Raw genomic sequence first — 24188 nt, forward strand, 5'->3', positions numbered from 1 at the left:
TAGCTCCTACTTAAACTTGACTAGACTCTAAGTGCTTTCATTGTAAAACAACAACAAAGAGGTGAGCTACATGCTTTCAATTATCAGTGCTATGGATGAAAATCGGCTTATCGGTACGGGAAAAAGCTTACCATGGAATATCCCAGAGGAATATCAGCGCTACCTAAGCAATGTTAAGGGACATACTATTATAGTAGGACGTAAGACCTTTGAGATCTCTGGGAAGGATCTTTCTAATGATCGCATTCTGATTTTATCGAAAAGTCATAGCGGTCCAAATTATTTTAATAATATAGAAGATGCGATAAGTGCCGCTAATGGTGAAGATATTTTTGTTACTGGTGGTGCTGAAATTTATAAGCAAGCACTCGCTTATGCTGATGCCTTATATATAAGTGTTATAAAAGGTGACTTTGAAGGCTCTGTTTATTTCCCGCAAATTGACCCTTCTATATGGTATGTAGATCACCATGAAGAACTGGCTCAATACAACTATTATATATATAGAAGAAAACTTATTGATCTAATCAACTAATTAACTGTTAAAATTTTGAGTCTCAATTCTATTGCTTCTAAATCATGTTTAACGCTCATAAATCTTAGTATCAGTGCGATTTTAAAACAAAAATTTATAGACCTAGCTCTGTTAATCCAAGGTGTTCATCTGGCCGGGGCCCTATATCCCAAAAAAATTTACGTTCAGATGCGTTAATCGGTAGGTCATTTATACTAGCAAATCGAGTTTTCATTAAGCCATTACTATCAAATTTCCAGTTTTCATTACCGTAGGCTCGGAACCAGGTATTATTTTCATCATGCCATTCATAGGCAAACCTAACTGCGATTCTTTCTCCAGAATAAGCCCACAATTCTTTGATCAATCTGTATTCATGTTCTTTTTCCCATTTCCTCTTAAGAAATGAAACAATATTATCTCGACCATTAATAAATTCAGACCTATTTCTCCACTTACTATCGATAGTATAGGCCATAGCAATATTCATTGGATCTTTCGTATTCCAAGCATTTTCTGCCATGCGAACTTTTGTGATAGCACTTTCTCTCGTGAAAGGTGGAAATGGAGCTTTAGATTCGGGCATAATTATACTCTTTAAAATTTAAATAATGGTCAAGATATTATTATTTTTCTACCATGCTTTATAGGGGAGAAATTTTCCATTTAGAATGATTTTGACTCGATCACCTTTAGGATCTTCTTCCCTTTCGATATCGAGCTTAAAGTCTATAGCACTCATGATGCCATCTCCAAATTCTTCCTGAACGACTTGCCTTACACTTTCACCATAAACACCTGCTATCTCATAAAAGCGATAAATTAGTGGATCTGTCGCAACTGTTTGATCCCAAATTTTCGGTGGGAACTCAGATAAGGCTTTAATTACTTCTATGTCCAATCCAAGAAAATCGCCAAGCACTGTTGCCTTCTCAGGAACTATGCTATTCATCCCTAAACAAACTGATGCTAAATAAACTGGAGCTACTTCAAGTTTTTTAGCAATAGTTTCCCAAGTCAGCTCTTTGCTTTCTTTTGCCGCAATTATTTTTTCTGTCATTATTGATTTATTCATTGATTCATATCTCCAATTATTTTTTATTTTTAGCACCTATATATAATTTAAACTTCTGCATTTATTATTAATTTTATTCTCCTTTATTTAGTTCAAGTAATTTTAGTGGGGTCTACTGTCAATGGTGTTTTTCGGACTTTATCACCTGTAAAATCCGAAGATCGTTCCACCAGGAATTTTATTAAATGTTTACGTATTTTATAATAACCAGGATCATCGATTACTTTGCCTCGTTGCCTAGGCCGAGGAATATTCACAATCACCTCTTCCGCAATACAGGCGCCTGGCCCATTTGACATTAAAATAATCTTATCCGCAAGTAAAATTGCTTCATCAACATCATGAGTAATCATAAAAACAGTCTGTTTTGTTTCGCTCCAAATCTTGATGAGTTCATCTTGTATATTCCCTCGTGTTAAGGCATCTAAAGCGCCAAATGGCTCATCGAGTAAAAGTAACTTAGGATGGGTAGCGAAAGCTCTAGCAATGCTCACTCGCTGTCGCATACCCCCCGATAGTTCCGAAGGCTTCTTATGTACATTTTCTCCCAAGCCCACCATTTCTAAATATTTTAAACTATGTTCTTGGACTTCAATTTTACTTTTTTTGGGGAAGCGTGCTTTAACACCAAAAGTAACATTCTTTAAGGCTGATAACCAAGGTAAAAGACTATAGTTCTGAAAGACTACTCCTCGGTCCAGACTCGAGCCAATAACTTCCTTGCCATCCATTGATATATAGCCTGTAGATGGTTGATCTAATCCTGCTAAGACATTGAGAATAGTCGATTTTCCACAACCTGAATGACCAATAATACAAACAAATTCACCCTCCTCTATGGTATAGCTGATATCATCGAAAACTACATAATCAGATTCTTTCTTTTTCCCGGGAAACTTTTTACTTAAACACTCTAATGTTAGAAAACTTTTCATCATTTATTCCTCATATACAACGAGACGAGATAGAGCATTCAATACTAAATCTAGTGTCATTCCTACTACTCCAATCATTATAATTGAAAAAATCACGCTGTTCAGATCAAGGTTATTCCATTCATTCCATACATAGTAACCAATTCCTGTACCACCGACAAGCATTTCTGCAGCAACAATTACTAACCATGCGATACCAATTGAAATGCGCATCCCTGTAAAGATTGTTGGTGCCGATGCGGGCAGTATCACGCTAAAAGCTGTTTTTAACTTACTGAGTTCATGAGTTTGAGCTACTTTTACCCAGTCTTTTCGAACATTAGCTACACCAAAGGCTGTATTGAGTAGCATTGGCCAAATAGAACATATAAATATCACAAAAATTGCCGACATTTCAGAGTCTTTAATAACAAATAATGCTAAAGGCATCCATGCGAGAGGTGATATAGGTTTAAGTATCTGAATAAAGGGGTTTAAGGCTTTATACATTAATTGTGACATCCCAATGACAAAACCTAATGGAATGGCTACAGTCGCTGCTGCACCAAAACCTATTAGTACCCTAACTAAAGAGTAGAAAAGCTGAATTCCTATTCCTTTGTCATTAGGTCCTGCATCGTAAAAAGGATCGCTCAATTCTTTACAAGCATGTTTAAATACTTTAGAGGGAGGAGGAACTCTAGACTCCTTATCTTCTCCACCCATTAACAATGCAAATTCATCAAGTTCAACTGTTTCCTTGGGAGGCTGATTAAGTACCTCCCAAAAGGCGAGCCCTACAAACAATATCACTATTGAGAGGAAGGCTGCCTTAATGTTTAAGGAATTCAAATGTTTACCTTTTTATACTAAAGCTATTGATGTATTCTTCTGGCTTTGCGTAATCAAACTCCTTTCCCATTATGGTGTGTTTTTTATACCTGGTCTTAGGTGCATCATAACCTAACTCTTTCATTACTTTTGCAGTATCAGTGGCAATATAAACCTGCTCAGCCAAGCCTCTGTAATCAATATCACCTTTTACATAACCCCAACGTTTCATTTGGGTCAGAATCCAAACTGCCATTGATTGCCATGGGAATGGGTCAAAGTCAATCCTATCTGGCTCATTAAAAACTTTCCGCTCTAATCCGTCCACATACCGTCCAGTGAGTACTTGTCTAACCACAACTTCGGGCTGATTAAGGTAGTTTTTGGGAGAGATAACTTTGGCGATTTCCGCCCTATTTTCCGCTTTAGCTGAAAACTCTGTAGCGTCAATAATTGACCGAAATAGCGCTCCAAAGGTATTTGGCATTTCCTTTGCAAATTTTAACGGACAAGCAAAAGCACAACATGGGTGACCTTCCCAAATATCTTTAGTGAGCATATGGAGGAAGCCCACTTTTTCATAGACCGCACGCTGATTAAATGGATCTGGTGACAAATAACCATCTAGATTACCCGCACGTAGGTTTGCCACCATTTCGGGTGGTGGAACAACTCGTATTTGAATATCTTTATCTGGATCTAAACCGTGTTCCGCGACATAGTACCTTAACAGTAGATTATGCATGGAATAATCAAAGGGAACACCAAATTTAAAGCCTTTCCAGTCTTTTGGATTGCGTTTGTTCTTGTGTTTGGTATGGAGCACTATGGCTTGGCCATTAATGTTCTCTATGGTCGGCATAATGTATGGCTCAGCAATTGATCCTGCACCCATAGTCATAGCCAAAGGCATAGGTGAGAGCATATGAGATGCATCGTATTCACCATTTAGTGACTTATCTCTAGCTACAGCCCAACCAGCAGTTTTTATCACATCGACATCTAGTCCATATTTATCATAAAAACCCATAGGTTTCGCCATAATGATAGGCGTCGCACAAGTAATTGGAACAAAACCTATTTTTAGTTTCTTTTTTTCAAGCTTTCCGATCGATTCTTTTGCTTGTGCTTTGAGGTCGTTCATTGGAAACATCGTCGATAATACTGATGCAAAAGTCCCCGTTCCTACTAGTTTTAAAAACTTTCTTCGGCTCCTATCGTTATGACCAAAAATTCCTCTGACAATTGCACTTTCAATAGCTCTATCAAAATAGTCATCTGAACTTTTGAGTTCACTATCTACAGTATTTTTGTTGAAATCTTGAACACTAATCGTCTCCATATTTTCAGCTTGTTTCTCAAGAGCAATAGTTCTTTCTTTATCTGTTAGCGGTGCCCTAGCTGATTTCTCCGCACAGCAGGATTCACATTTACAACTTACGGTATGGGTTAAACTTGTGTCCCCATCAAAAGGGTCCCCTAGACTTTTTATACTCATTTTTGAATTCCTTAACTTTTACTTAAAAAATAATCAATTGTCAAATCATCCGTAATGAGACAATTAATAGTTAAAAAACCCTTCTTTATATTCGCCAGCTTATGATTACATATATGGTCTTTGTTTTATTAAAAAAGGACAAATATGTAATTACATACACAAAATATACCATTTATGTAAAAAATCAACTTAGAACTAATAAAAAAATGATTTTTTTATTTCACTCTGATTTTCGCTTAAGACGATTCTTAGAATTTTCCTGATGCAATATCTTTTAATTGGAAATTATTTAAGCTAGTGAGTACCTACTCATTCTTTTACTAAAAATAATTTGTACATAAGGTGTAAGTTCGGCTCATACAAAATAAGTATGATTTGTTTTACTGAAGAAAAACTTAACTTTGCCCTCGTGCATTTATCGTGTATTATAGCGCACTTTTAAAATCATTTGGAACCTAAGCATGTCTGATAAAAAATTTGAAACCAACGCTATTCGTACCCAGTGCGAACAATCTTCCCACCGCGAACACTCTGCGCCTATCTATATGACTTCAAGTTTTACCTTTGAAGATGCCGAACAAGCGCGCGCGCTTTTTGCTGATGAAATGCCTGGGAATATCTATACACGTTTTTCAAATCCCAATAATAATGAATTTATTGAGAAACTCTGCCAAATGGAAAACTGCGAAGATGGCTTAGCTACTGCATCTGGCATGGCGGCAATGTTTGTAACTTTAGCTGGACTCTGTAAAGCAGGTGATCATATCCTTGCTTCGCGCTCCCTCTTTGGTTCTACTCATCAAGTCCTCACACAAATCCTGCCGCGCTGGGGAATTACCCATAGCTATGTAGATATCATGGATTCTCCAGAAACTTGGGAAGCGGCGATTCAAGAGAATACAAAAATGATTTTCATTGAGACTCCCTCCAACCCTGCGCTTGATCTAATTGATCTCGAATGGCTTGGAGGCTTAGCTAAGAAGCATGATGTCCTTTTTGCGGTAGATAACTGTTTTGCGACTCCTTACCTACAACGTCCCGCAGATTTTGGTGCCGATATTGTTGCGCATTCCGCAACTAAATTCATCGACGGTCAAGGCCGTACAATTGCTGGCGCTATATTAGGTAGTAAAGAAGTGATTCAAGAATTACGCTTTTTTGCCCGCCATAGCGGTCCATCGCTTTCCCCTATGAATGCCTGGATTCTCTCCAAGAGTTTGGAAACTTTAGCTGTTCGTATGGATCGTCATTGCTCAAATGCCTTAGAGCTCGCTAAATTCCTTGAAGCTTCAGATCACACTGAATTTGCCAAGTACCCCTTCTTACCTTCTCATCCTCAGTATGAACTAGCGAAGAGACAAATGGATCAGGGCGGTGGTATTGTGACTTTTGAAATTAAAGGCGGTATTGATCGTGGACGTCAATTTTTAAACTCCCTCAAAATGTGTTCCTTTACGGCTAACCTCGGGGATACTCGTACGATTGCCACTCATCCTGCGTCTACAACTCACTCAAAATTGAGTGAAGAAGATCGCATGGCAGTTGGTATCAGCCCTGGCTTAGTTAGGATCTCAGTCGGCCTTGAACATATCGATGATATCATTGCTGATATTCAACAAGCATTCGACGCCTCACTTTAGTTTAAGTGAAATAATCTATTTAAAATCGAAGTACTTACGTTTGTACTTCGATTTTTTTGTAGGCTTGTCACACCATTCGTTGATCTAGATCTAGCTTATTAATCAAACCTAGGAATTCAAAATGAATAAATCCCTTTTTATCTGCCTTTTCATGAGCCTCTTTTTTCTCAATGCGGATACTCTCCCATCAAACATTGCCTTTGGTTCCTGTGGATCCCAAGATAAACCGATGCCTATACTTTATAAAGTCACCGAATTTTCACCCGATGTATTCGTTTACCTTGGGGATAATATCTATGGCGACACTAAAGACATGAAGGTCCTTCAGGCTAAATACGCTAAGCTAGGTTCTAAAAAAGAGTTTGTGCATTTAAAATCTAAAGTTCCACACATTTACGCTACATGGGATGACCATGATTATGGCCAAAACGATGCCGGTAAAGAATACCCCAAGAAAGTTGAGTCAAAAGAAATTTTCCTCGATTTTTGGGGAGAAGAAAAAAAGAGTGCTCGTCGTAAATCTCCAGGTATATATACGTCTTATTTTTATAAGGCTAAGGGTAAAACACTTCAGTTCATTATTCTGGATACGCGAACTTTTCGTGACGGCATTCTGAAACGAAATAAAAAAGAAAAGGATTCACCATGGAAGAATCAATACCAGCCACATTCCAAAGCGGGAAATACATTTCTTGGTGATACTCAGTGGTCTTGGCTCAAAGATGAGTTACTTAAACCTGCTGATTTACGGATCATTGCTTCGAGCACCCAATTTGCTCATGATTATAATGGTTATGAATCCTGGACGCTGTTTCCTTTTGAAAAGCAAAAAATGCTCAATCTCATCAAGTCAACAAAAGCTTATGGAGTTGTTTTCATCAGTGGCGACGTACACTGGGGAGAAATTTCAAAACTAGAAGAAACGGGTCTCTATCCTATATATGATATTACCTCTAGCGGTATTAATAAAACTTGGAAAAGTTTTGAACCTAACACAAAACGTATTGGAAAAGTCCAAAGAGACTATCATTTCGGCATGATTAATGTGAACTGGGATCAAACAGATCCAGATCTCGAATTTTCCATTATTGATTTAGAAGGTAATAAAACCGTAAAACATACGCTTAAACTGAGTGAACTTAGTCTCCCCCAGTAATCGATAAGAACTCGCATACTAGATATTTCGTTATTACCGTTTTTTCTTTAATAACTCAATACCTCAGTTCACATAGCTTAATTACCTCAGTTTAAATTGCTTTTTAAGCAAGACTTGGCATTGTATGGGGAAATTTAAATTTAATGTAAAGACTTAGGAGTCAACATGGCTGTAATCGGCGTCGAGCAACTTAAGAAAAACATCAAGCTCAAAATTGATGGTCAACCTCACACAGTAACTGATTTCCAATTCACAAAACCTGGTAAAGGTCAAGCAGTTTACCGCTGTAAACTCAAGAACCTTGTGAGTGGTAATTCATTTGATCGCTCATGGCGCTCAGGTGACAATGTCGAGAAAGCTGACCTCTCAACACGTAAACTCATTTTTTCTTACATGGAAGATAACGCTTATGTTTTCATGGATCCAGATACTTATGACCAAGTCATGCTCAGCAAAGACGTTGTTGGCGATAATCAGCATTACCTCATTGATGATGGTGAAGTTGAAGTTCTTTTCTTCGAAGAAAGTGCTATCGATGTTCAACTTCCTAACTTTGTCATCAAGCCTATCCACCAATCAGATCCTGGTGTCAAAGGCGACACAGCTAATAATGTGACTAAGCCTGCTTACACTGATACCGGCTTGGAACTCCATGTCCCTATCTTTATCAACGAAGGTGATATGGTGAAAATTGATACTCGTAATGGTGAGTATGTTGAGCGAGTTAACGTCAAGAAATAATTTGACTCGTTTACAATCTATCAAACTGCGCAGTCAGCTCTTAAGAGCGCTACGCAGTTTTTTTTGGCAAGAGCAATTCATTGAAGTGGAAACTCCTACGCGCCTGATCACACCTGCGCTAGAAGACTATATTGACGCCATCCCTGCTCAAGGAAAATTCCTACGTACTTCACCTGAATTACACATGAAACGCCTGCTCTGTGAAGGTGCCGAAAAAATCTTTCAAATTGGCCCCTGCTTTCGCGAACATGAACATGGTGAACGCCATCGCGAAGAATTCACCATGCTTGAATGGTATGAAGCTGATTGCGATTATCACAAAATCGCCAGCGATTTACAAAGATTACTCCAATTTTGCTCTCAGCAGCTGGGCTCTCGAGAAGATTATTTTACGCAGCAATTTGAAGTTTTAAGTCTTGAAGACGCCTTTGCGAGGTACGCAAAAATCTCTTTAGCTGAAAGTTTAGAGCAGGATAATTTCGAAGAAACCCTATGCTTTGAAGTCGAGCCTCACTTAGGTAAAGAACGTCCCACTCTCATTAATGATTATCCTTCTTCCATGGCGGCTCTTTCTCGTAAGAAGATTGATGCGCCTCATTTAGCCGAACGCTTTGAACTCTACGTTGATGGCATAGAATTGGCTAATGCTTATTCCGAACTCACTGATGCAAGCGAGCAACGATCTCGCTTTGAAGAATGTCAAAATTTGCGTCTTTCGCAAAAACGTATTTCTTATGATTTAGATGAAAACTTTCTTAAAGATATGGAAAAAGGAATGCCTGAAGCCGGTGGCATTGCCCTCGGAGTCGATCGACTTGCGATGGTCTTATTTGGCGTGAGTGATATTAATTCTGTTTTAGCTTTTGGCGATGAGCAATAAGCTCTTCATTCACTGCACTGATGGGATCCATGTGAACTAGGCAATCTGAATTCTCCCAACGCATTTTTACTTTATCTTCAATGCGATCAGCAACTTCATGAGCATCCATTAAACGTACCTCATCTTCAAATTCCAGGTGTACTTGAAAAAACAAAGTCTTCCCAGAACGTCGAGTACGAACGTCATGATAGCCTAAAATCTCTGTTTCCTTTTGAATGATTGCCTCAAATTCTTTTACTTCTTCTTCGGGTAATTCATGATCCAAAAGCATTTCTAAAGCATGTTCAAAAACTTCCCACGAAGCCTTAATGATCAATATGGCGACAATTATACCACCAATTGCGTCCGCATGTGGAACCCCCATATAAGCAAAGATCAAAGCTACGATTGCGCCAGCATTGGCTAGAATATCTGATACAAAGTGAGCACGATCGGCTTTAACCACCAAGGATCCGGTTTTTTTATAGACCTTTTCTTGATAAGTAATAAGAAGCAAAGTTAAGACAAGAGAAAAAAGCATGATGCCAATCGCCAATCCCGTTTTCCCCATGGGGGTCGGATTGAGTAAACGCTGAACACCTTGATATAGAACGCTAAGCCCCGCAACCAAAACAATTCCCGACTGAAAAATCGCCGCTAAGCCCTCGGCTTTACCGTGACCAAAACGGTGATCATCATCCGCTGGTTTCAGTGAATAAGTCAAAACGGCAAAACTAAAGATGGAGGCCAAAAAATCTAAACTCGAGTCTGTGAGTGAGGATAAAAGCGTCGCCGAAGACGTAAAATGCCATGCAATAAATTTTGAGACTAAAAGAATAAGTCCCGTCGCCATCGAAAATTGAATCGCTCGCTTGCTGAGTTTGCTGTATTCATCATTATTATTCATAATTGAATCTTGTCTTATTTACTTAATTTTACAAGCGAAGCAAAGGGATTCTTGACGATGTGCCTCTAAGAAGTAAAGTGAAGCAAATAAAATTAATATTTAAGGAAACTCAAATGAAATTTCTTCATACCATGATTCGCGTTGGTAACTTAGAACATTCAATTAAATTTTATACTGAAAATTTTGGTATGAAACTCATTCGTCAAAAAGATTACCCCGGTGGAAAATTCACTTTAGCCTTTATTGGCTATGGTGAAGAAGCTGACAATACCGTGATTGAATTAACTCACAACTGGGAAACGGATTCCTATGAAGTCGGCAATGGTTTCGGTCATTTTGCTATAGGCGTTGAAGATATCTATGCCGTCTGCGATAAGTTACGTGAAGATAATGTGATCATTACTCGTGAGCCAGGTCCAATGAAACACGGAACTACCCTGATTGCCTTCGTCAAAGATCCCGATGGCTACAGTATTGAACTCATTGAAAGGAAGGAAGCTTAATGAGTTTTACTCTTCATAAAAAAGACGGTGAGGCTCGTTTAGGTACACTCAGAACTTCTCACGGAGATGTACCCACTCCCATATTCATGCCTGTAGGTACTGTAGGTTCTGTTAAGACTATGGATTCCGAAGACATGCTTGAGCTCGATGCTAAAATTATCCTTGGCAATACCTATCACCTTTACCTCCGCCCCGGCCTTCCGATCATTGATGAAGCTGGTGATCTACACAATTTTATCAATTGGGATCGCCCCATCCTTACTGATTCAGGTGGTTACCAAGTCTTCAGTCTCGCTAAATTGCGTAAATTAAAATATGATGGCGTTGAATTCCGCTCACATATTGATGGTGAAAAAATATTTATTGGTCCAAAAGAATCCATGAATATCCAAAAATCATTGGGTTCTGATATCGTGATGATTTTTGATGAGTGTACTCCCTACCCTGCCACCTATGATCAAGCCAAAGAATCGTTGGAAATCACTCAGCGTTGGGGTGATGAATGCGCTAAAGTTGAGCTTCATCCTCATCAAATGCTTTTTGGTATCGTCCAAGGTTCTACTTTCCAGGATTTACGTATTGAATCTGCACGTTACTTAGCCGATATGAACTTACCTGGTTACGCTATTGGTGGCCTCTCTGTTGGTGAGCCCGAAGAAGAAATGCTCAAAACTCTTGATTGGGTGTTGCCCGTATTGCCCGAAGATAAACCCCGCTACCTCATGGGTGTAGGAACTCCTCCGCAATTAGTTGAAGCGGTTGCTCGTGGTGTTGATATGTTTGATTGTGTGCTTCCCACACGTGTGGCGCGCCATGGTTCTGCGTACACTTCTAGTGGTCAGATACAAATTAAAGCTTCTAAATGGCGCAATGACTTCGGTCCTATTGATGATGAATGTGATTGCAAAGTCTGTACTGGTTATAGCCGTGCCTATGTTCGTCACCTACTTAGTACCAATGAGTTTACCGGCATGCGCCTCATGACTTATCATAACTTACACTTCTATTTAAGACTTATGGAACGCATTCGCCTAGCTATTAGCGAAGACCGTTTCGAAGAATTCCGCATCGATTTTCATGCGCGTTATCAACGCGGCCAAGGCGAACGCGAAGAACGTCAAGTGAAGCGTAATAAAGCTCTTGATAAAGAGATGCTAGAAGCAAAACGAGCACGTAAAAAAATGCGTACTCAGCCAAAGAAAAAAGATTGATTAAACTTTTTATTACTGGTACGGGCACAGGCGTTGGCAAAACAGTTGCCAGTGCTTGGCTTTGCCGTGAGCTCACGAATCAAGACCATAGAGTCGCCTATGTGAAACCTTTGCAAACCGGAGGAATCCCCTTTGGAGAGGCCCTGCTCTCTAGTGACTTAGAATACGTCAAAGCTTCGGCGCCTTTGCTCATTGATACGCTATGCTGTATGAATTTTCATACACCTGCTTCACCTCACTTAGTGGCTCAAGAAGAAAATCGACCGATTGAACTTAGTCAGCTCATAGACAAAATTGATCATTTCAGCCAAGAATGTAAGCCCGATTTTTTGATCATTGAAGGAGCGGGAGGCATTGCTGTCCCCATCAATGATACAGAAGAGATGGTAGATTTCTGCAAAGCTCTAAAAGCTCACGCGATAGTCGTTAGCTCTACTGCTCTCGGGACACTGAATCATAGTAAGCTGACAATCAATTACTTAAAACAACACGGCCTTGATCAAATTTCAACAATCCTCATGCGTCCTGAGCAGGAATTAAAACTCATCGAAGATGATAATCTTTTGCGAATTGCGCAAATGGCTCCCAATCTTGCCTGCCTTCCATTTTACTCTGGACTGGATTCCGAAAAGGGCTCGCTTCCCACTGATTTCATCGCCTCAAATAATAACTTACAGGATTTTAAATGGACTACATAGTCTCGAAACAAGTTAAGGTTCTCGTTAATATAGAAGGCTCACTAAGAGAGCTTGCTGCTTCTCTACAATTCTACTCAAGCTACCTCTCATTAGTCATGGCCGATCGCGATGTCCGCATAGAGCTCAGTGATATAGATACCTTGCAACTTCAAGGTGCTGAGTTGCGACTTCGCATGAAAGCTCAAGGACAATCTCAAAACTTCACCTTGCTCTTTAATAGCAAAGAAGACGCCAAAGAGCTGATGTCTCACATGCCTCTACAAAAAGAAGCTCAAGAAAGTCAAGAATTCATGCAAAACCTTGATTTTGATGCTAAAAAAACGCCTGTCACTACCGTAATCATTGCTCTCAATATTATTGTTTTTGTCCTCATGTATGCAAGTGAAGGCCTCAATTTCATTCAGCCCCAGAACTTAGATGTTTTCATGAAGTGGGGAAGTAACCGAATTTTTGAAACCGTGGATCAACCTTGGCGCTTGTTCACTTGTGCTTTTATACATTTTGGTGTACTTCATATTGCCTGTAATATGTATTTTTTACATGCTATCGGTCGCCTGAGTGAAAAGCTCCTCGGCCCACGCTTCTATATCATCATTTATATTTTTGCCGCTTTTATGGGTAGCCTAGCAAGCTTACTTTGGAATGCTGATGGTGTCATTAGTGCCGGTGCTTCTGGAGCCGTTTTTGGCGTTGTGGGAATGATTGGTGCCTTCTTGCTCATGCGTCGAAGTGAAGTTCCTGAAAGAACCTTTAAAAGCCTCAAGAATAATATGTTGCAAATTGTTGTCCTCAACTTCGTCTTTGGCATGTCCATACCCGGTATTGATAACGCGGCACATATGGGAGGACTCGTAGGAGGCTTTATCGGCGCGGCACTCATGAGTCGTTCTTTGGATCCAAAAAAGCGCAAAGCTCAATTCATCCCAAAATTACTTCTAGGCCTCATCTGCCTTCCTCTGATTTGTATCGGTATATGGGAGAGTGGTATCATTCAAAACAAACCCATTCTCATTTTTCATCAAGTTGCCAATACTTTGGATACTGAACAAAATGATCACCTCAAGAATAGTGATAATTTAGTCAATGCATTGATGACTAATGTCATTGGCCAAGAAGAGTTCAAAACTGAAATGACTCATGAGAAAGAGTTTTGGAACAAGCTCTTGGATCAAATTTCCGCTGTAGAGTTTGATCAGAAATCAAGAGTATTCTCCTCTGTCACCCGCATCAAAAAAGTTTGTGTATTTCAAATTGATTATTTAGATACGGCCATTAATCATTCGACCAATTTTAAAGAAATGCAGGTATTACTTAAGCAGAAAGAAGAAGAGTGGAAAACGCTCATCACTAGCCCTCTATGAATTACCTTAATGAAATAATTATCCTAAGTGTTTTTGTCACTTGTATTGGATCTTTCTATTTCATCAAAAAATCACGTCAGCGCAAATTGCTAAAAGTCATTGAGCAAGAAGGGACTCAAGGCGACTTACGTCAATGCCTCATTCACATATATCAACTGCTAAAAATCAAAGACCCCTCAAAAGAACTTTATTCCCTCAAAGTACTGATGCGGGACAAAAAAAATAAGGCCTTATGTGTACAGATACAAGCACTCCAACATGCCCTTATCGGTGGCAGTAAATTTAACCCTGACTTACTCATGGTTGAACTCAAAAAATTCAAAAAAAATTAGCTGTATTCTTTGGCCATTCACAGATCTTTTCTGATTTTCACTGGAGTGTTCGGATTTAATTCAAATCACTGTGAAAAATATCACGATTAGCCATAAAACGGGGCTTCGTCCCTAATCGCCTCCTTAAGCATTGGCCAATCCTTACAGGGAGAGCTCGAGAGGGACAGCGTCCTTCTCGTATGTGAAGCATCCTGTCCTTTAATCTTCTTCAATGCAATTCGCCTTCCAAAGAACTCAATTCCTTGAATTCTCACCAAATCGAGTACAGAGTAAACACCTTGCCTTACATTATAAACTGATGAATCATAAATAAGGAGCATCCATGCCAAAAATAACTTCAACTAATCGCCGTAATTTCTTTAAGTTAGCCGCGGGAACGGCCTCAATCACAATTTTGCCCGCTTCCAAAATTTGGGGCGCGGATGCACCTAGTAATCAGTTTCGTTTTGCTCAGGTTGGCTGTGGCGGCAAGGGCTATAGTGACATGAAAAATACGATTGGCTCCGGTGCCAAGCTTGTCGCGCTTTGCGATGTCGACAAGAGTCGCGCTGGCCAAGCATTCAAGGAGTTTGGCCAACTGCCGATTTATGATGATTACCGCGTCATGCTCGATAAGCACGACAAGGAAATTGATGGCGTCGTTATCTCGACTCCGGATCATACCCATGCCTGTATCGCACTGGAAGCCATAAAACGCGGTAAACATGTCTACGTGCAAAAACCCCTCGCTCGTACTTACGAGGAATGCCAGACTCTACTGGAAGCCGCAAAAAAGTTTGGTGTCGTTACACAAATGGGCAACCAGGGCCACGCAGGAATGGGACTCAAGCTCTGGGAACAGATGCAGCGTGGCAATGAGTTCGGTGATATCCTAGAAGTCAATTGTTGGTCGAATCGTCCGGTTTGGCCTCAGGGCATGACCGCCATTCCCCCCGCAGAGGCTATTCCTGAGCATTTAAATTGGGACCTCTGGTTAGGTCCCTCTGCCAAGCGTGACTATGCAAAAAAATATCTTCCTTTTAATTGGCGTGGATGGTGGGACTTTGGTGCTGGAGCCATGGGCGACATGGCTTGCCACAATATGGATCCTGCCTTCTGGATCTTTAAGCTCGGACTCCCCAACAAAATCCAGGCCAAGGCCTCGGCACCCGCTGGAATTTCTTACCCCGCTTGGTCGGAAATCGAGTACACTTTCGATAAGTCACCAGTTACTGGCAAGCCCCTCAAACTCACCTGGTATGATGGTAAGAAACTGCCCCCTAAACCTGAAGGTTCCCACCCCAACCTCACACTTGGAGGCAATGGTTGCATGGTTGTGGGCTCCAAAATGACCGCAATGGGCGGTTCACATGCAGGACGTCCTCGCCCGATTGCGTTCACGGGCAAGGAATATAGCACCGATGTGAAAGAAGCTGAACGTCACTGGCGTGCAGAGAGCAAGAAGTACAAGAACGATAATCATCATAAGCAATGGGTTGATGCCGCGAAAGCTGGAGATCAGGAAGCTCCTGGTAGTAGTTTCGACTATTCAGTGCCCTTCACTCAGTCAATTTTACTGGGTTGTGTCGCTCTCCGTTTCCCAGGTGAACAATTGATCTGGAATGACAAAAATAAGAACTTTTCTAATCACAAAAAAGCTAATGAGTTGCTCAACTTTGAGGCCCGCGCGGGTTTCAACCTTAAGCTTTAGATAGATTTTCGAGAGAAAATCTATTGAATTAGCTTTCTTCTCTATGTCTCCAAGAAGAGCTCTTTCTGCTCATTAGGTAAATGAGTAGGAATAGAGTTCTTTAGAAAAAGATTCTAGCTCTTCAATATGCCCTTATTAATAGCAGTAAATTCAACACTGCCTTTCGCTTACTTGAGCTCAAACAATAAAACATCTCCTTTTTTTAAATGAATTGTGTTAAAGAATCGTTAATTTCCTACTTAAATGGTTTAAAATAATTCTCAAAGCAAGTATGCACATATATTTTTTACTCGTCTTAAAACAAAAATAGGAAAAGAAATATGATGTCACTAAAAAAATTCGTCGCTGCTACGGCCTTAAGTCTCGGCTCAGCTTATGCAGCAACTGAAAAACCGAATATCCTCGTCATTTGGGGCGATGATATTGGCGTCCATAATGTCTCCGCATATAATCACGGTATCATGGGTTATCAAACGCCTAATATCGATAGAATTGCTAATGAAGGCGCTTTATTTACAGATGCCTACGGCGAACAATCTTGTACCGCTGGTCGTGCTTCATTTATCCTAGGTCAATCACCTTTCCGCACAGGTCTACTCACGATCGGCATGCCTGGTTCCACTCACGGTATTCCTGACTGGGCACCGACTACTGGTGACCTCCTTAAAAATCATGGTTACATGACCGCTCACTTTGGTAAAAACCACCTTGGCGACCAAGATAAGCATCTCCCTTCTAATCATGGTTTTGATGAATTCTATGGTAACCTCTATCACTTAAATGCTGAAGAAGAACCAGAAACGTATTACTACCCAAAAGACCCTGAATTCCATAAAAAATATGGTCCTCGTGGAGTTATTAAATCTACATCTGATGGTAAGGTCGAAGACACTGGCCCCATGACACGTAAGCGCATGGAAACTTGTGATGAAGATTTCTTGGCTCATGGTCTCGATTTCATGGATCGCGCTCACAAAGCAAAGAAACCTTTCTTCCTTTGGTTCAACTCAACACGTATGCACGTTTGGACTCGTCTCAAAAAAGAAAGCATTGGCAAAACTGGCATTAGTATTTATGCCGATGGTATGGTGGAACACGATGGTCACGTTGGTCAATTACTCGACAAAATCGATGATCTAGGCATTGCGGATAATACAATTGTTCTATATTCGACTGATAATGGTGCTGAAACATTTACCTGGCCTGATGGAGGAATCACTCCTTTCCACGGCGAAAAAGGCACTAACTGGGAAGGTGGTCACCGCGTACCACTTCTTGTAAGATGGCCTGGTACTATTAAGCCTGGAAAAAAATTCAATGATATGATTTCTCACATGGATTGGATGCCTACTTTTTTAGCCGCTGCTGGTGAGCCTGATGTTAAAGAAAAACTCATGTCTAAAGAAGGACACAAAGCCAACGGTAAAAACTGGCGTGTCAAACTCGCTGGCTACAATTACATCCCTTACTTCAAAGGTGAAGTCAAAGAAGTTCCACGTGAATCTTATTTTTACTGGGATCAAGGCGGCAACCTTTCTGCTGTACGTTGGAAAGATTGGAAAGTAAGTTTTGCTCAAATCCATGGTAATATTGCCCAAGGCGTAAGAGTTGTACCTAACTGGCCTATCATTACACATTTAAAAGCTGACCCCTACGAAAAAATGGCTGAAGAATCATCCATGTATGTCCGTTGGTACGCTGATAATATGTGGCTCTTTGTTCCGATTCAGCAACAAATTGCTGATGTCGCAAAAGGTTTCTTCGATTATCCTTACCAAAAAGGACAAGTCTTAGGTGCTAGTGATATCGGTTACAATACGGTAGATATGCTCCAGCTTCAAAAGAAGCTTACACAATTACAAGAACTCACTCCTGGTTCGCGTCAGTAAAATATAAAGTAATTTGAAGAGCTACTGTCGTTTCAGTAGCTCTTTTTTTTAACCTCGCTAGAAAGGTGTTCTCATGACACAAATACATGAAGAAATGAAAGCTCTCCAAAAACGAATTGAGGCTTCAATTATCGGGCAAGAAACTGTCGTTAAATCACTTATCATCGCTTTACTCGCAGACGGAAATTTACTTTTAGAAGGATTGCCTGGTCTTGCCAAAACTCGCGCAGTAAAGAGCCTTTCTAAAAATATCGCCTCCTCTTATAATCGTGTCCAGTTCACCCCCGATTTACTTCCCTCAGACATTACCGGTGCAGAAGTCTATCTCGGTGAAAATAGCGAAGAACGCTTTAAGTTTGAACCTGGTCCAATTTTTGCTAATCTCGTCTTAGCAGATGAGATTAACCGCGCTCCTGCCAAAGTTCAGGCTGCCCTTTTAGAAGCCATGGAAGAGAAACAAATCACCGTAGCGGGAAAAACTCATCCCATGCCAGAATTATTCATGGTTCTTGCTACCCAAAACCCCGTCGAGCAAGAAGGTACTTACCCCCTTCCTGAAGCACAAATGGATAGGTTTTTGATTCACATCCTTGTTGAATATGGTTCCGATGAAGATGAACTCGAGATTATGCGTCTCGTTCGAAATGAACAAAAGCAAGGCCTCTCTTCAGTACAAGAAACTATGTCCCAAGAGACCTTATTTTCTGCTCGCGAAGAAGTTAAAAATATTCATGTTGCTGAAGATTTAGAAAAATATATCATCCGTTTAATTAGCTCCACTCGCAAGCCTGAACAACTCGATCCTAAATATGCATCTTTCATTGCTGTTGGTGCTAGCCCACGTGGAACTCTTGCACTGGATAAATGCTCCCGATCTCATGCTTGGTTAGAAGGACGTGATCACGTCACTCCTGATGATGTAAAAGCCGTTATTCACAATTGCCTGCGTCACCGCCTCGTTCTAAGTTACGAAGCTAGTTCCGAAGGTCTTTCCGTTGATGATTTTATTGATATCATCTTAGAAAAAGTTCCTGTTCTTTAGTTTGAACGCAGTGAAAAACCAGTTTCCAGAAGGTGCTTATACTAGCCTGAAGCAGCTCTTGCAACTTCAGTATAAAAGCAAGGGGTATAGCTTCCTTCCGAATCAGCCTTTGAACAGTGTGCTGGCCGGACGTCATTCTTCGCGCCTTCGAGGTCGAGGTCTAGACTTTGAAGAACTCCGAATGTATCAACGAGGCGATGATACTCGGACGATTGATTGGAAAGTTAGTAACCGTACACGAAAACCCTACGTCCGTGTATACGGAGAAGAGAAAGAGCGCCAAGTTATGTTTCTTGTAGATCAGCGTCTCAGCATGTTTTTTGGCTCACAACGCTCATTTAAATCCGTTAGCGCTGCTGAATGCTTGGCTTTAGGTGCGTGGAAAGTTATTGATTCTGGAGACCGTGTGGGTGGCATTATTTTTAATGACTCCGAGATCCGAGAATTCAAAGCTCAGCGCAGTCGAAAATCTCTCAGTTCTATGCTAAATGAAACAGTTAAGATGAATCAAAATTTAGCTGTGAACAAAGGCATTGAAGAGAATCCTTTAATGCTCAATAAAGCCTTGAATTTACTGCTCAGAAAAGCAAAACATAATACCCTTTTTATCATCATTTCAGATTTTTCTGGCCTCAACGAAGACACACATCACCATGTTCAAAAACTCAGCCAGCACAACGATGTCGTGCTCGCACTTATCTATGATAAAATTGCTCGCGAATTTCCACATAATCCTTTTCCGCTTAGAGTCAGTGACGGCTTGGATCAAGTCGAACTCGATTTAAGCAGTTCAAAATTAAGAAAATCTATTCCCGATTTACTTGAAGGACGACTCAAAAGTTTAAGTGACGCACTCAATAAATTTCATGTCCCCATTCTTCCGATCAATACTCATGAAGATGTATCAGACCAATTGCGAAGTCTTTTGGGTAATGGAACATCTCAGCCCTCAATACCCACAAGAATCATGCGTGGTTCTAGAACATGAATAATTCTAGCTTATCAGAATTGAAACCCAATCGAATCCCTCCGATGGAATTTGAGCTTGCTCCGGGGTGGATAATTCTTGCTGTCATGGCATTAATTTCAGCTATTTATATCTTAATTTTCACTCTCAAATATTACCGTAATAACTGCTACCGACGCCAAGCGCTCAAGCAATTGAAAATCATTAAAATTCAATGGCAAAAATCCCATGCTCTGAGCGGTTTAAAAGAACTGCCCCTCATCTTAAAAACAGCCGCCTTTAACGTCGATCCCAAAAGCGCCTCCTTAAGCGGTGAATCATGGTTGAAATTCCTTCAGCTTCAATGTCCCAAAATGTCCATGAATTCATTTATTATTTTGAATAAACTCAACTATTCACCAAATACTTATGCCGACAAGCTCACAAAAGAGCAAGTCTCTAATATTTTTGGAGATTTAGAAAGTTGGCTTTGCCTCCATCGCAAAATGGAGCTTTGCCTATGATTGAACTATCTTACCCATGGCTACTGAGCCTACTCTTGCTACCTTTAGCTATTCCCTATTTATTTGCTGAACACAAGCAAAAAAAATCATCGATTAAACTTCCTTTTTTTAAAGATCTCATCAATTTAACTGGCTTAGATCCCAATAAAAATTCGCTTAACACCTCGACCTTAATTCAGAAATTCGTCATTTGGCTTTCTTGGACTTGTCTTATTATTGCGCTTGCCAGACCTCAATTTATTGAGGCTCCGCTCAAAAAAACACTTGCCTCTCGCGACTTGCTCTTAGCTATTGATCTGTCGGGTTCCATGGAGACTAAAGACTTTAAAAATAGCCAAGGAAAAAATGTTAGTCGCCTCGATTCTGTAAAAGAAGTTATGCAGGATTTTTTGAGCCGTCGCGAGGGTGATCGTATCGGGCTCATTTATTTCGGTAGCGCCGCTTTTATTCAAATGCCCTTTACTGAAGACCTAGAAATTTGCCGAGAAATGCTCAAGGAGGCTCAAGTTCGCATGGCGGGCCCTCAGACTATGATGGGCGATGCTATTGGCCTTTCTATCAGTATTTTTGAAGAAAGTAAACTCGAAGACAAAGTTCTTATCTTACTCACAGATGGTAATGATACGGGAAGTTTAGTCCCTCCTGAGAAAGCAGCTCAAATTGCTCGAGATAAGGGTATCGTGATTCATACCATTGCCGTTGGCGACCCTAAAGCTGCCGGAGAACAAGCGCTAGATGAAACTACCTTAAAATCTTTATCCAATATCACCCAAGGAAAGTATTTTTGGGCCGGAAATCAAAAAGAACTCTTAGGTATTTATGACGAAATAGATAAACTGAATACCCGAGAATTAGATAGCGTGAGCCACCGCCCAAAGCGAGAATTGTATTTTTGGCCCCTAGCTTGTTTTCTTATAATCATTACGAGTTTTCATTTTATAAAATTGATAAATATTTCGCGCCACATCAAAAGCTTGGAGGATAATAATGTTGAATAACTTCCATTTTATTCGTCCTCAATTTCTATGGATTCTCATTCCCATGACCTTGCTTGCCTACCTGCTTATAAAAAAACATCATGTCATTCATTTATGGTCCAAAGTGATTGCTCCTCATTTGCTCGAACACCTTCTCATTGAATCGGGAAATCCATCACGTATTCGTCCTCACCATATTTTTTGTCTTTTGGCTTATATTTCTATTTTTTCTCTGGCGGGACCTAGTTATAAGAAGGAAGCTTCCCCTTTCACTGAAGATAAAGCAGCTCTCGTCATTATCCTTAAAACCACTCCCTCAATGCTTGCCCAAGATATTCAACCGAATCGTTTGACTCGAGCTACACAAAAAATTCATGACTTACTGGAATTACGACCAGGGACAAAAGCCTCTTTAATTGCCTATGCTGGCAGTGCTCATATTGTGCTTCCGCTCACAGAAGATCATCGCATTATTTCATCTTTTGCTTCTGAATTAGATCCCTCCATTATGCCTAAAGAAGGAAGTGCTTTGCCCGATGCACTCAAATTAGCAGATAAAATTTTAAAGCAGGGTTCTATTCCCGGATCAGTTTTATTAATTACTGACGCTATCACAAAACAAGAGCAAGAGAACATCTCTTCTTCACAATTTTCTTTTGCCGTTCAAGTCTATGCTTCCGCGGGGCCGGCCGGTACTAAAGTTCCTATTGATAGCCCCATCGTTCAAGCTCTCGACATAAAGGCTCTCAATCAACTTGCGAGTAGACTCAGAGGAAGCTTAGTTCACATGACCGTGGATAAATCAGACCTTGTGCAACTTGATACAAAAATTGAAAATAGTATGCAAGCTTCACTTAAAGAAGGTGGCGAACGCTGGCAAGATTCAGGCTACTATTTAGTTCCTTTTCTCCTTCTACTCTCACTCATGTGGTTTCGTAAAGGTTGGAGATTAAATTATGAGTAGAAGTGTACAAATTCAGGTTTTTGCGATTATCGCAATTTTAGTGGGCACAACATATTTTTCTCTAAAAAAACAGCCTATCCAAAAGATCTCTGATCTTTGGCAAACTCCCAATCAGCAAGCATCGACGGCCTTTGACAATGGTGACTTTGGGCAAGCCGCAAAACTCTACCAAGATCCCATGTTAAAAGGCCAAGCTCTTTTCAAAAATTCTCAATTCGAGGAAGCTGCCATAAGCTTCAATCAAGATGCTAGAGCTGATGCCTTATTCAATAGTGCTAACTCTCTTTTAATGATGGGAAAATATGGACTTGCTATCAAGGCTTATGATCGCTCCCTAGAACTCAATCCTGAATTCAGCGACGCCCAATTTAATAAAGAACTTGCTCTAAAGCGTAAAAAAATATTGGATGAAGCTAAAAACAAAATGGATGAAGGCACAGGCGGAAAACTTGGAGCAGACGAAATAGTCTTCAATGACAAGCCTGCCAATAATAATGAGGGTGAAGATACGACTACAGAAGAAGTGATGAGTGAAGATGAAATAAATGAATTATGGTTGCGACGCGTTCAAACTAAACCTGCTGATTTCCTCAAAATTAAATTTTCGTACCAACTCTATAAGGAGGCCAAAGATAATGAATAAACTCATTCTATTTCTCTTCTTATCTTTCTTTATTGATGCGCAGGAAAATGAAATTTCCGAAGCTTTTGTAAGTACTGAATATAAACAAGAAGAGCAACAATGGGTCGGTCAAAAATTGAATTTTGATATCGTCCTCTACTCACCTACTTGGTTTTCTGGAACACCCCGTTTCGAAATCCCTGAAATGGCCGATGCTATAATTTTCAAAATTCCTGGATCTCCTTTGCCTGGGCGTATGGATAAAAATGGAAAGGAATTCATTTCTCAAAGCCATAGTTTTGCTATATTCACTCGTAAAGCTGGTGAACTTAACATTCCGGCTTTCACTGTTGAGTTTTCCATAGCTCAATCAGGTAAGGAGCCCCTGAGAGTCACCACACAGTCAAAAGTTTTAGAGCTCAGTACTCTATTACCCTCCGCATTGAAACAAAAAATATTTATCACTTGTGAAGATTATACTCTTGAAGAACAGTGGGATAAAAACATTAAAGACGGATCTTTTAAGGTAGGTGATTCACTTAAGAGAACTATTACACGAACGTGCCGTAATTCTCTAGCCATGCTTATTCCTCCCATTGATGTAAAAACAGACAAAAACTTTTCCGTTTATCCTGCATCACCCAAACTGAATAACTCGATGCAGCGAGGAGATTTTTCTGCAAGCAGAGTGGAAGTCTTTAATTATATTTTTGAAAAAGAAGGCGAGATCATTCTTCCCGAAATTATTACTTATTGCTGGAACCCAACAACAAATAAAGTAGCAAAAAGTATTTTAAAGAAGCAAGAACTAAAAATTTCTCCCAACCCTCTTTATAAGAATTCACAAGAATCCATTCCACTACAGGAAGAGAAATTCAACTTTCTCTATCTTCTCTTTCTTAGCCCAATCATTTTAATCTTAATATTCCGAAAGAAGATTATTCAGCTCTACAAATTTCGCATCGATCAATACAAAAAAAGTGAAGCCTACGAATTTAAAGTTCTCATAAAAGACTTCCCTCAACAATCGACACGTGAACAATTTCTTAGTCTGGATCAATGGGCTAAAAAACTCTCTTTAAAATCAGTGGCAGAACTTATTAATGATTTCGGCTCGATCGAACTCAAAAATCAGTACCTCGCCTTAAGTTCTTCTCTATTCTCAGAGCAAGCTTCACCTTTTAATTCCAGTCTATTTATCAAAGAACTTGTACTCGCTCGTAGAGAATTCCTGAAATCTCAGAAGCAAGAACTGATCTCCAATAAGAAATTTTTGGGCTTTGGATGAGATATA

The 24188-nt window shown here is 40.1% G+C and carries 25 protein-coding genes; 19 read left to right on the forward strand and 6 right to left on the reverse strand.

Annotation, left to right across the window (positions count from 1 at the left end; genetic code table 11):
* Window positions 1-70: 70 nt before the first annotated feature.
* Complete coding sequence (locus tag PQO03_RS10740) at window positions 71-535, forward strand: dihydrofolate reductase (protein ID WP_274150261.1); 465 nt, start codon at window positions 71-73, stop codon at window positions 533-535.
* A 94-nt stretch (window positions 536-629) separates the two neighbouring features.
* On the opposite strand, the gene PQO03_RS10745 is transcribed toward PQO03_RS10740, so the two are convergent.
* The 5 genes from PQO03_RS10745 to PQO03_RS10765 form a co-directional block, all read right to left on the reverse strand.
* Window positions 630-1100, reverse strand: coding sequence for a nuclear transport factor 2 family protein (locus tag PQO03_RS10745; RefSeq protein ID WP_274150262.1), 471 nt, complete (start codon window positions 1098-1100; stop codon window positions 630-632).
* 48 nt (window positions 1101-1148) lie between these two features.
* Window positions 1149-1589 (reverse strand): cyanase, encoded by a 441-nt coding sequence (gene cynS / locus PQO03_RS10750; protein ID WP_274150263.1) that lies wholly within the window; start codon window positions 1587-1589, stop codon window positions 1149-1151.
* Between the two features lie 92 nt (window positions 1590-1681).
* On the reverse strand, window positions 1682-2527 hold the full coding sequence (locus tag PQO03_RS10755) for an ABC transporter ATP-binding protein (RefSeq protein WP_420792838.1): 846 nt from the start codon (window positions 2525-2527) through the stop codon (window positions 1682-1684).
* A complete protein-coding gene (ntrB, locus tag PQO03_RS10760) occupies window positions 2528-3355 on the reverse strand; it encodes a nitrate ABC transporter permease (protein ID WP_274150265.1) in 828 nt (275 codons plus the stop codon).
* 4 nt (window positions 3356-3359) lie between these two features.
* Window positions 3360-4832: a CmpA/NrtA family ABC transporter substrate-binding protein gene (locus PQO03_RS10765; RefSeq protein ID WP_274150266.1), complete on the reverse strand. Its 1473-nt coding sequence runs from the start codon at window positions 4830-4832 to the stop codon at window positions 3360-3362.
* 461 nt (window positions 4833-5293) lie between these two features.
* Here PQO03_RS10765 and PQO03_RS10770 point away from each other — a divergent pair, with 461 nt between their 5' ends.
* From PQO03_RS10770 to epmA, 4 genes are all read left to right on the forward strand, one after another.
* Window positions 5294-6472, forward strand: coding sequence for a trans-sulfuration enzyme family protein (locus PQO03_RS10770; protein ID WP_274150267.1), 1179 nt, complete (start codon window positions 5294-5296; stop codon window positions 6470-6472).
* A 121-nt stretch (window positions 6473-6593) separates the two neighbouring features.
* Entirely contained in the window at window positions 6594-7628 is a 1035-nt protein-coding gene (locus PQO03_RS10775) for an alkaline phosphatase D family protein (RefSeq protein ID WP_274150268.1), read from the forward strand.
* Between the two features lie 165 nt (window positions 7629-7793).
* The gene (gene efp, locus PQO03_RS10780) at window positions 7794-8369 is read left to right on the forward strand and encodes an elongation factor P (RefSeq protein WP_274150269.1); all 576 of its coding nucleotides are present in this window, start codon (window positions 7794-7796) and stop codon (window positions 8367-8369) included.
* Entirely contained in the window at window positions 8341-9249 is a 909-nt protein-coding gene (gene epmA / locus PQO03_RS10785) for an EF-P lysine aminoacylase EpmA (protein ID WP_274150270.1), read from the forward strand. Before efp ends, epmA begins: the two co-directional genes overlap by 29 nt.
* Here epmA and PQO03_RS10790 read toward each other — a convergent pair.
* On the reverse strand, window positions 9215-10135 hold the full coding sequence (locus tag PQO03_RS10790; RefSeq protein ID WP_274150271.1) for a cation diffusion facilitator family transporter: 921 nt from the start codon (window positions 10133-10135) through the stop codon (window positions 9215-9217). The two genes, epmA and PQO03_RS10790, sit on opposite strands and share 35 nt — an antisense overlap.
* Before the next feature lie 113 nt (window positions 10136-10248).
* Between PQO03_RS10790 and gloA the strand changes: the two genes are divergently transcribed.
* The 14 genes from gloA (at window position 10249) to PQO03_RS10860 (ending at window position 24182) form a co-directional block, all read left to right on the forward strand.
* Window positions 10249-10638 carry a lactoylglutathione lyase gene (gene gloA / locus PQO03_RS10795; protein WP_274150272.1) on the forward strand — a complete coding sequence of 130 codons (390 nt, stop codon included), beginning with the start codon at window positions 10249-10251 and terminating at the stop codon, window positions 10636-10638.
* Entirely contained in the window at window positions 10638-11849 is a 1212-nt protein-coding gene (tgt, locus tag PQO03_RS10800) for a tRNA guanosine(34) transglycosylase Tgt (RefSeq protein WP_274150273.1), read from the forward strand. The genes gloA and tgt overlap by 1 nt, the downstream gene beginning before the upstream one ends.
* Window positions 11846-12547, forward strand: coding sequence for a dethiobiotin synthase (gene bioD, locus PQO03_RS10805; protein ID WP_274150274.1), 702 nt, complete (start codon window positions 11846-11848; stop codon window positions 12545-12547). Before tgt ends, bioD begins: the two co-directional genes overlap by 4 nt.
* Window positions 12535-13908, forward strand: coding sequence for a rhomboid family intramembrane serine protease (locus tag PQO03_RS10810; protein WP_274150275.1), 1374 nt, complete (start codon window positions 12535-12537; stop codon window positions 13906-13908). Before bioD ends, PQO03_RS10810 begins: the two co-directional genes overlap by 13 nt.
* The gene (locus PQO03_RS10815) at window positions 13905-14240 is read left to right on the forward strand and encodes a hypothetical protein (RefSeq protein ID WP_274150276.1); all 336 of its coding nucleotides are present in this window, start codon (window positions 13905-13907) and stop codon (window positions 14238-14240) included. Before PQO03_RS10810 ends, PQO03_RS10815 begins: the two co-directional genes overlap by 4 nt.
* Window positions 14241-14562: 322 nt before the next feature.
* Window positions 14563-15930 (forward strand): Gfo/Idh/MocA family protein, encoded by a 1368-nt coding sequence (locus PQO03_RS10820; RefSeq protein ID WP_274150277.1) that lies wholly within the window; start codon window positions 14563-14565, stop codon window positions 15928-15930.
* A gap of 323 nt (window positions 15931-16253) precedes the next feature.
* Window positions 16254-17819: an arylsulfatase gene (locus PQO03_RS10825; RefSeq protein ID WP_420792864.1), complete on the forward strand. Its 1566-nt coding sequence runs from the start codon at window positions 16254-16256 to the stop codon at window positions 17817-17819.
* A gap of 73 nt (window positions 17820-17892) precedes the next feature.
* Window positions 17893-18861 (forward strand): AAA family ATPase, encoded by a 969-nt coding sequence (locus PQO03_RS10830; protein WP_274150279.1) that lies wholly within the window; start codon window positions 17893-17895, stop codon window positions 18859-18861.
* Between the two features lie 10 nt (window positions 18862-18871).
* On the forward strand, window positions 18872-19849 hold the full coding sequence (locus PQO03_RS10835; protein ID WP_274150280.1) for a DUF58 domain-containing protein: 978 nt from the start codon (window positions 18872-18874) through the stop codon (window positions 19847-19849).
* Complete coding sequence (locus PQO03_RS10840; protein ID WP_274150281.1) at window positions 19846-20331, forward strand: DUF4381 domain-containing protein; 486 nt, start codon at window positions 19846-19848, stop codon at window positions 20329-20331. Before PQO03_RS10835 ends, PQO03_RS10840 begins: the two co-directional genes overlap by 4 nt.
* Window positions 20328-21329, forward strand: a complete 1002-nt coding sequence (locus PQO03_RS10845) for a VWA domain-containing protein (protein ID WP_274150282.1) — start codon at window positions 20328-20330, stop codon at window positions 21327-21329. Before PQO03_RS10840 ends, PQO03_RS10845 begins: the two co-directional genes overlap by 4 nt.
* Entirely contained in the window at window positions 21319-22272 is a 954-nt protein-coding gene (locus PQO03_RS10850; RefSeq protein ID WP_274150283.1) for a vWA domain-containing protein, read from the forward strand. Before PQO03_RS10845 ends, PQO03_RS10850 begins: the two co-directional genes overlap by 11 nt.
* The gene (locus PQO03_RS10855) at window positions 22265-22915 is read left to right on the forward strand and encodes a tetratricopeptide repeat protein (RefSeq protein ID WP_274150284.1); all 651 of its coding nucleotides are present in this window, start codon (window positions 22265-22267) and stop codon (window positions 22913-22915) included. Before PQO03_RS10850 ends, PQO03_RS10855 begins: the two co-directional genes overlap by 8 nt.
* Window positions 22908-24182 (forward strand): hypothetical protein, encoded by a 1275-nt coding sequence (locus PQO03_RS10860; RefSeq protein ID WP_274150285.1) that lies wholly within the window; start codon window positions 22908-22910, stop codon window positions 24180-24182. Before PQO03_RS10855 ends, PQO03_RS10860 begins: the two co-directional genes overlap by 8 nt.
* Window positions 24183-24188 lie beyond the last annotated feature (6 nt).

Origin of the sequence: Lentisphaera profundi, assembly GCF_028728065.1 — a bacterium.
In the GTDB taxonomy this organism is placed as follows: Bacteria; Verrucomicrobiota; Lentisphaeria; order Lentisphaerales; family Lentisphaeraceae; genus Lentisphaera; species Lentisphaera profundi.

Excerpts from the sequence above, each read along its gene's own strand:
- PQO03_RS10740 (WP_274150261.1), top strand. The coding sequence starts at position 71 with ATGCTTTCAATTATCAGTGCTATGGATGAAAATCGGCTTATCGGTACG.
- PQO03_RS10745 (WP_274150262.1), bottom strand. The coding sequence starts at position 1,100 with ATGCCCGAATCTAAAGCTCCATTTCCACCTTTCACGAGAGAAAGTGCT.
- cynS (WP_274150263.1), bottom strand. The coding sequence starts at position 1,589 with ATGAATAAATCAATAATGACAGAAAAAATAATTGCGGCAAAAGAAAGC.
- PQO03_RS10755 (WP_420792838.1), bottom strand. The coding sequence starts at position 2,527 with ATGATGAAAAGTTTTCTAACATTAGAGTGTTTAAGTAAAAAGTTTCCC.
- PQO03_RS10765 (WP_274150266.1), bottom strand. The coding sequence starts at position 4,832 with ATGAGTATAAAAAGTCTAGGGGACCCTTTTGATGGGGACACAAGTTTA.
- PQO03_RS10770 (WP_274150267.1), top strand. The coding sequence starts at position 5,294 with ATGTCTGATAAAAAATTTGAAACCAACGCTATTCGTACCCAGTGCGAA.
- PQO03_RS10775 (WP_274150268.1), top strand. The coding sequence starts at position 6,594 with ATGAATAAATCCCTTTTTATCTGCCTTTTCATGAGCCTCTTTTTTCTC.
- efp (WP_274150269.1), top strand. The coding sequence starts at position 7,794 with ATGGCTGTAATCGGCGTCGAGCAACTTAAGAAAAACATCAAGCTCAAA.
- epmA (WP_274150270.1), top strand. The coding sequence starts at position 8,341 with ATGTTGAGCGAGTTAACGTCAAGAAATAATTTGACTCGTTTACAATCT.
- PQO03_RS10790 (WP_274150271.1), bottom strand. The coding sequence starts at position 10,135 with ATGAATAATAATGATGAATACAGCAAACTCAGCAAGCGAGCGATTCAA.
- gloA (WP_274150272.1), top strand. The coding sequence starts at position 10,249 with ATGAAATTTCTTCATACCATGATTCGCGTTGGTAACTTAGAACATTCA.
- tgt (WP_274150273.1), top strand. The coding sequence starts at position 10,638 with ATGAGTTTTACTCTTCATAAAAAAGACGGTGAGGCTCGTTTAGGTACA.
- PQO03_RS10810 (WP_274150275.1), top strand. The coding sequence starts at position 12,535 with ATGGACTACATAGTCTCGAAACAAGTTAAGGTTCTCGTTAATATAGAA.
- PQO03_RS10815 (WP_274150276.1), top strand. The coding sequence starts at position 13,905 with ATGAATTACCTTAATGAAATAATTATCCTAAGTGTTTTTGTCACTTGT.
- PQO03_RS10820 (WP_274150277.1), top strand. The coding sequence starts at position 14,563 with ATGCCAAAAATAACTTCAACTAATCGCCGTAATTTCTTTAAGTTAGCC.
- PQO03_RS10825 (WP_420792864.1), top strand. The coding sequence starts at position 16,254 with ATGTCACTAAAAAAATTCGTCGCTGCTACGGCCTTAAGTCTCGGCTCA.
- PQO03_RS10830 (WP_274150279.1), top strand. The coding sequence starts at position 17,893 with ATGACACAAATACATGAAGAAATGAAAGCTCTCCAAAAACGAATTGAG.
- PQO03_RS10840 (WP_274150281.1), top strand. The coding sequence starts at position 19,846 with ATGAATAATTCTAGCTTATCAGAATTGAAACCCAATCGAATCCCTCCG.
- PQO03_RS10845 (WP_274150282.1), top strand. The coding sequence starts at position 20,328 with ATGATTGAACTATCTTACCCATGGCTACTGAGCCTACTCTTGCTACCT.
- PQO03_RS10850 (WP_274150283.1), top strand. The coding sequence starts at position 21,319 with ATGTTGAATAACTTCCATTTTATTCGTCCTCAATTTCTATGGATTCTC.
- PQO03_RS10855 (WP_274150284.1), top strand. The coding sequence starts at position 22,265 with ATGAGTAGAAGTGTACAAATTCAGGTTTTTGCGATTATCGCAATTTTA.
- PQO03_RS10860 (WP_274150285.1), top strand. The coding sequence starts at position 22,908 with ATGAATAAACTCATTCTATTTCTCTTCTTATCTTTCTTTATTGATGCG.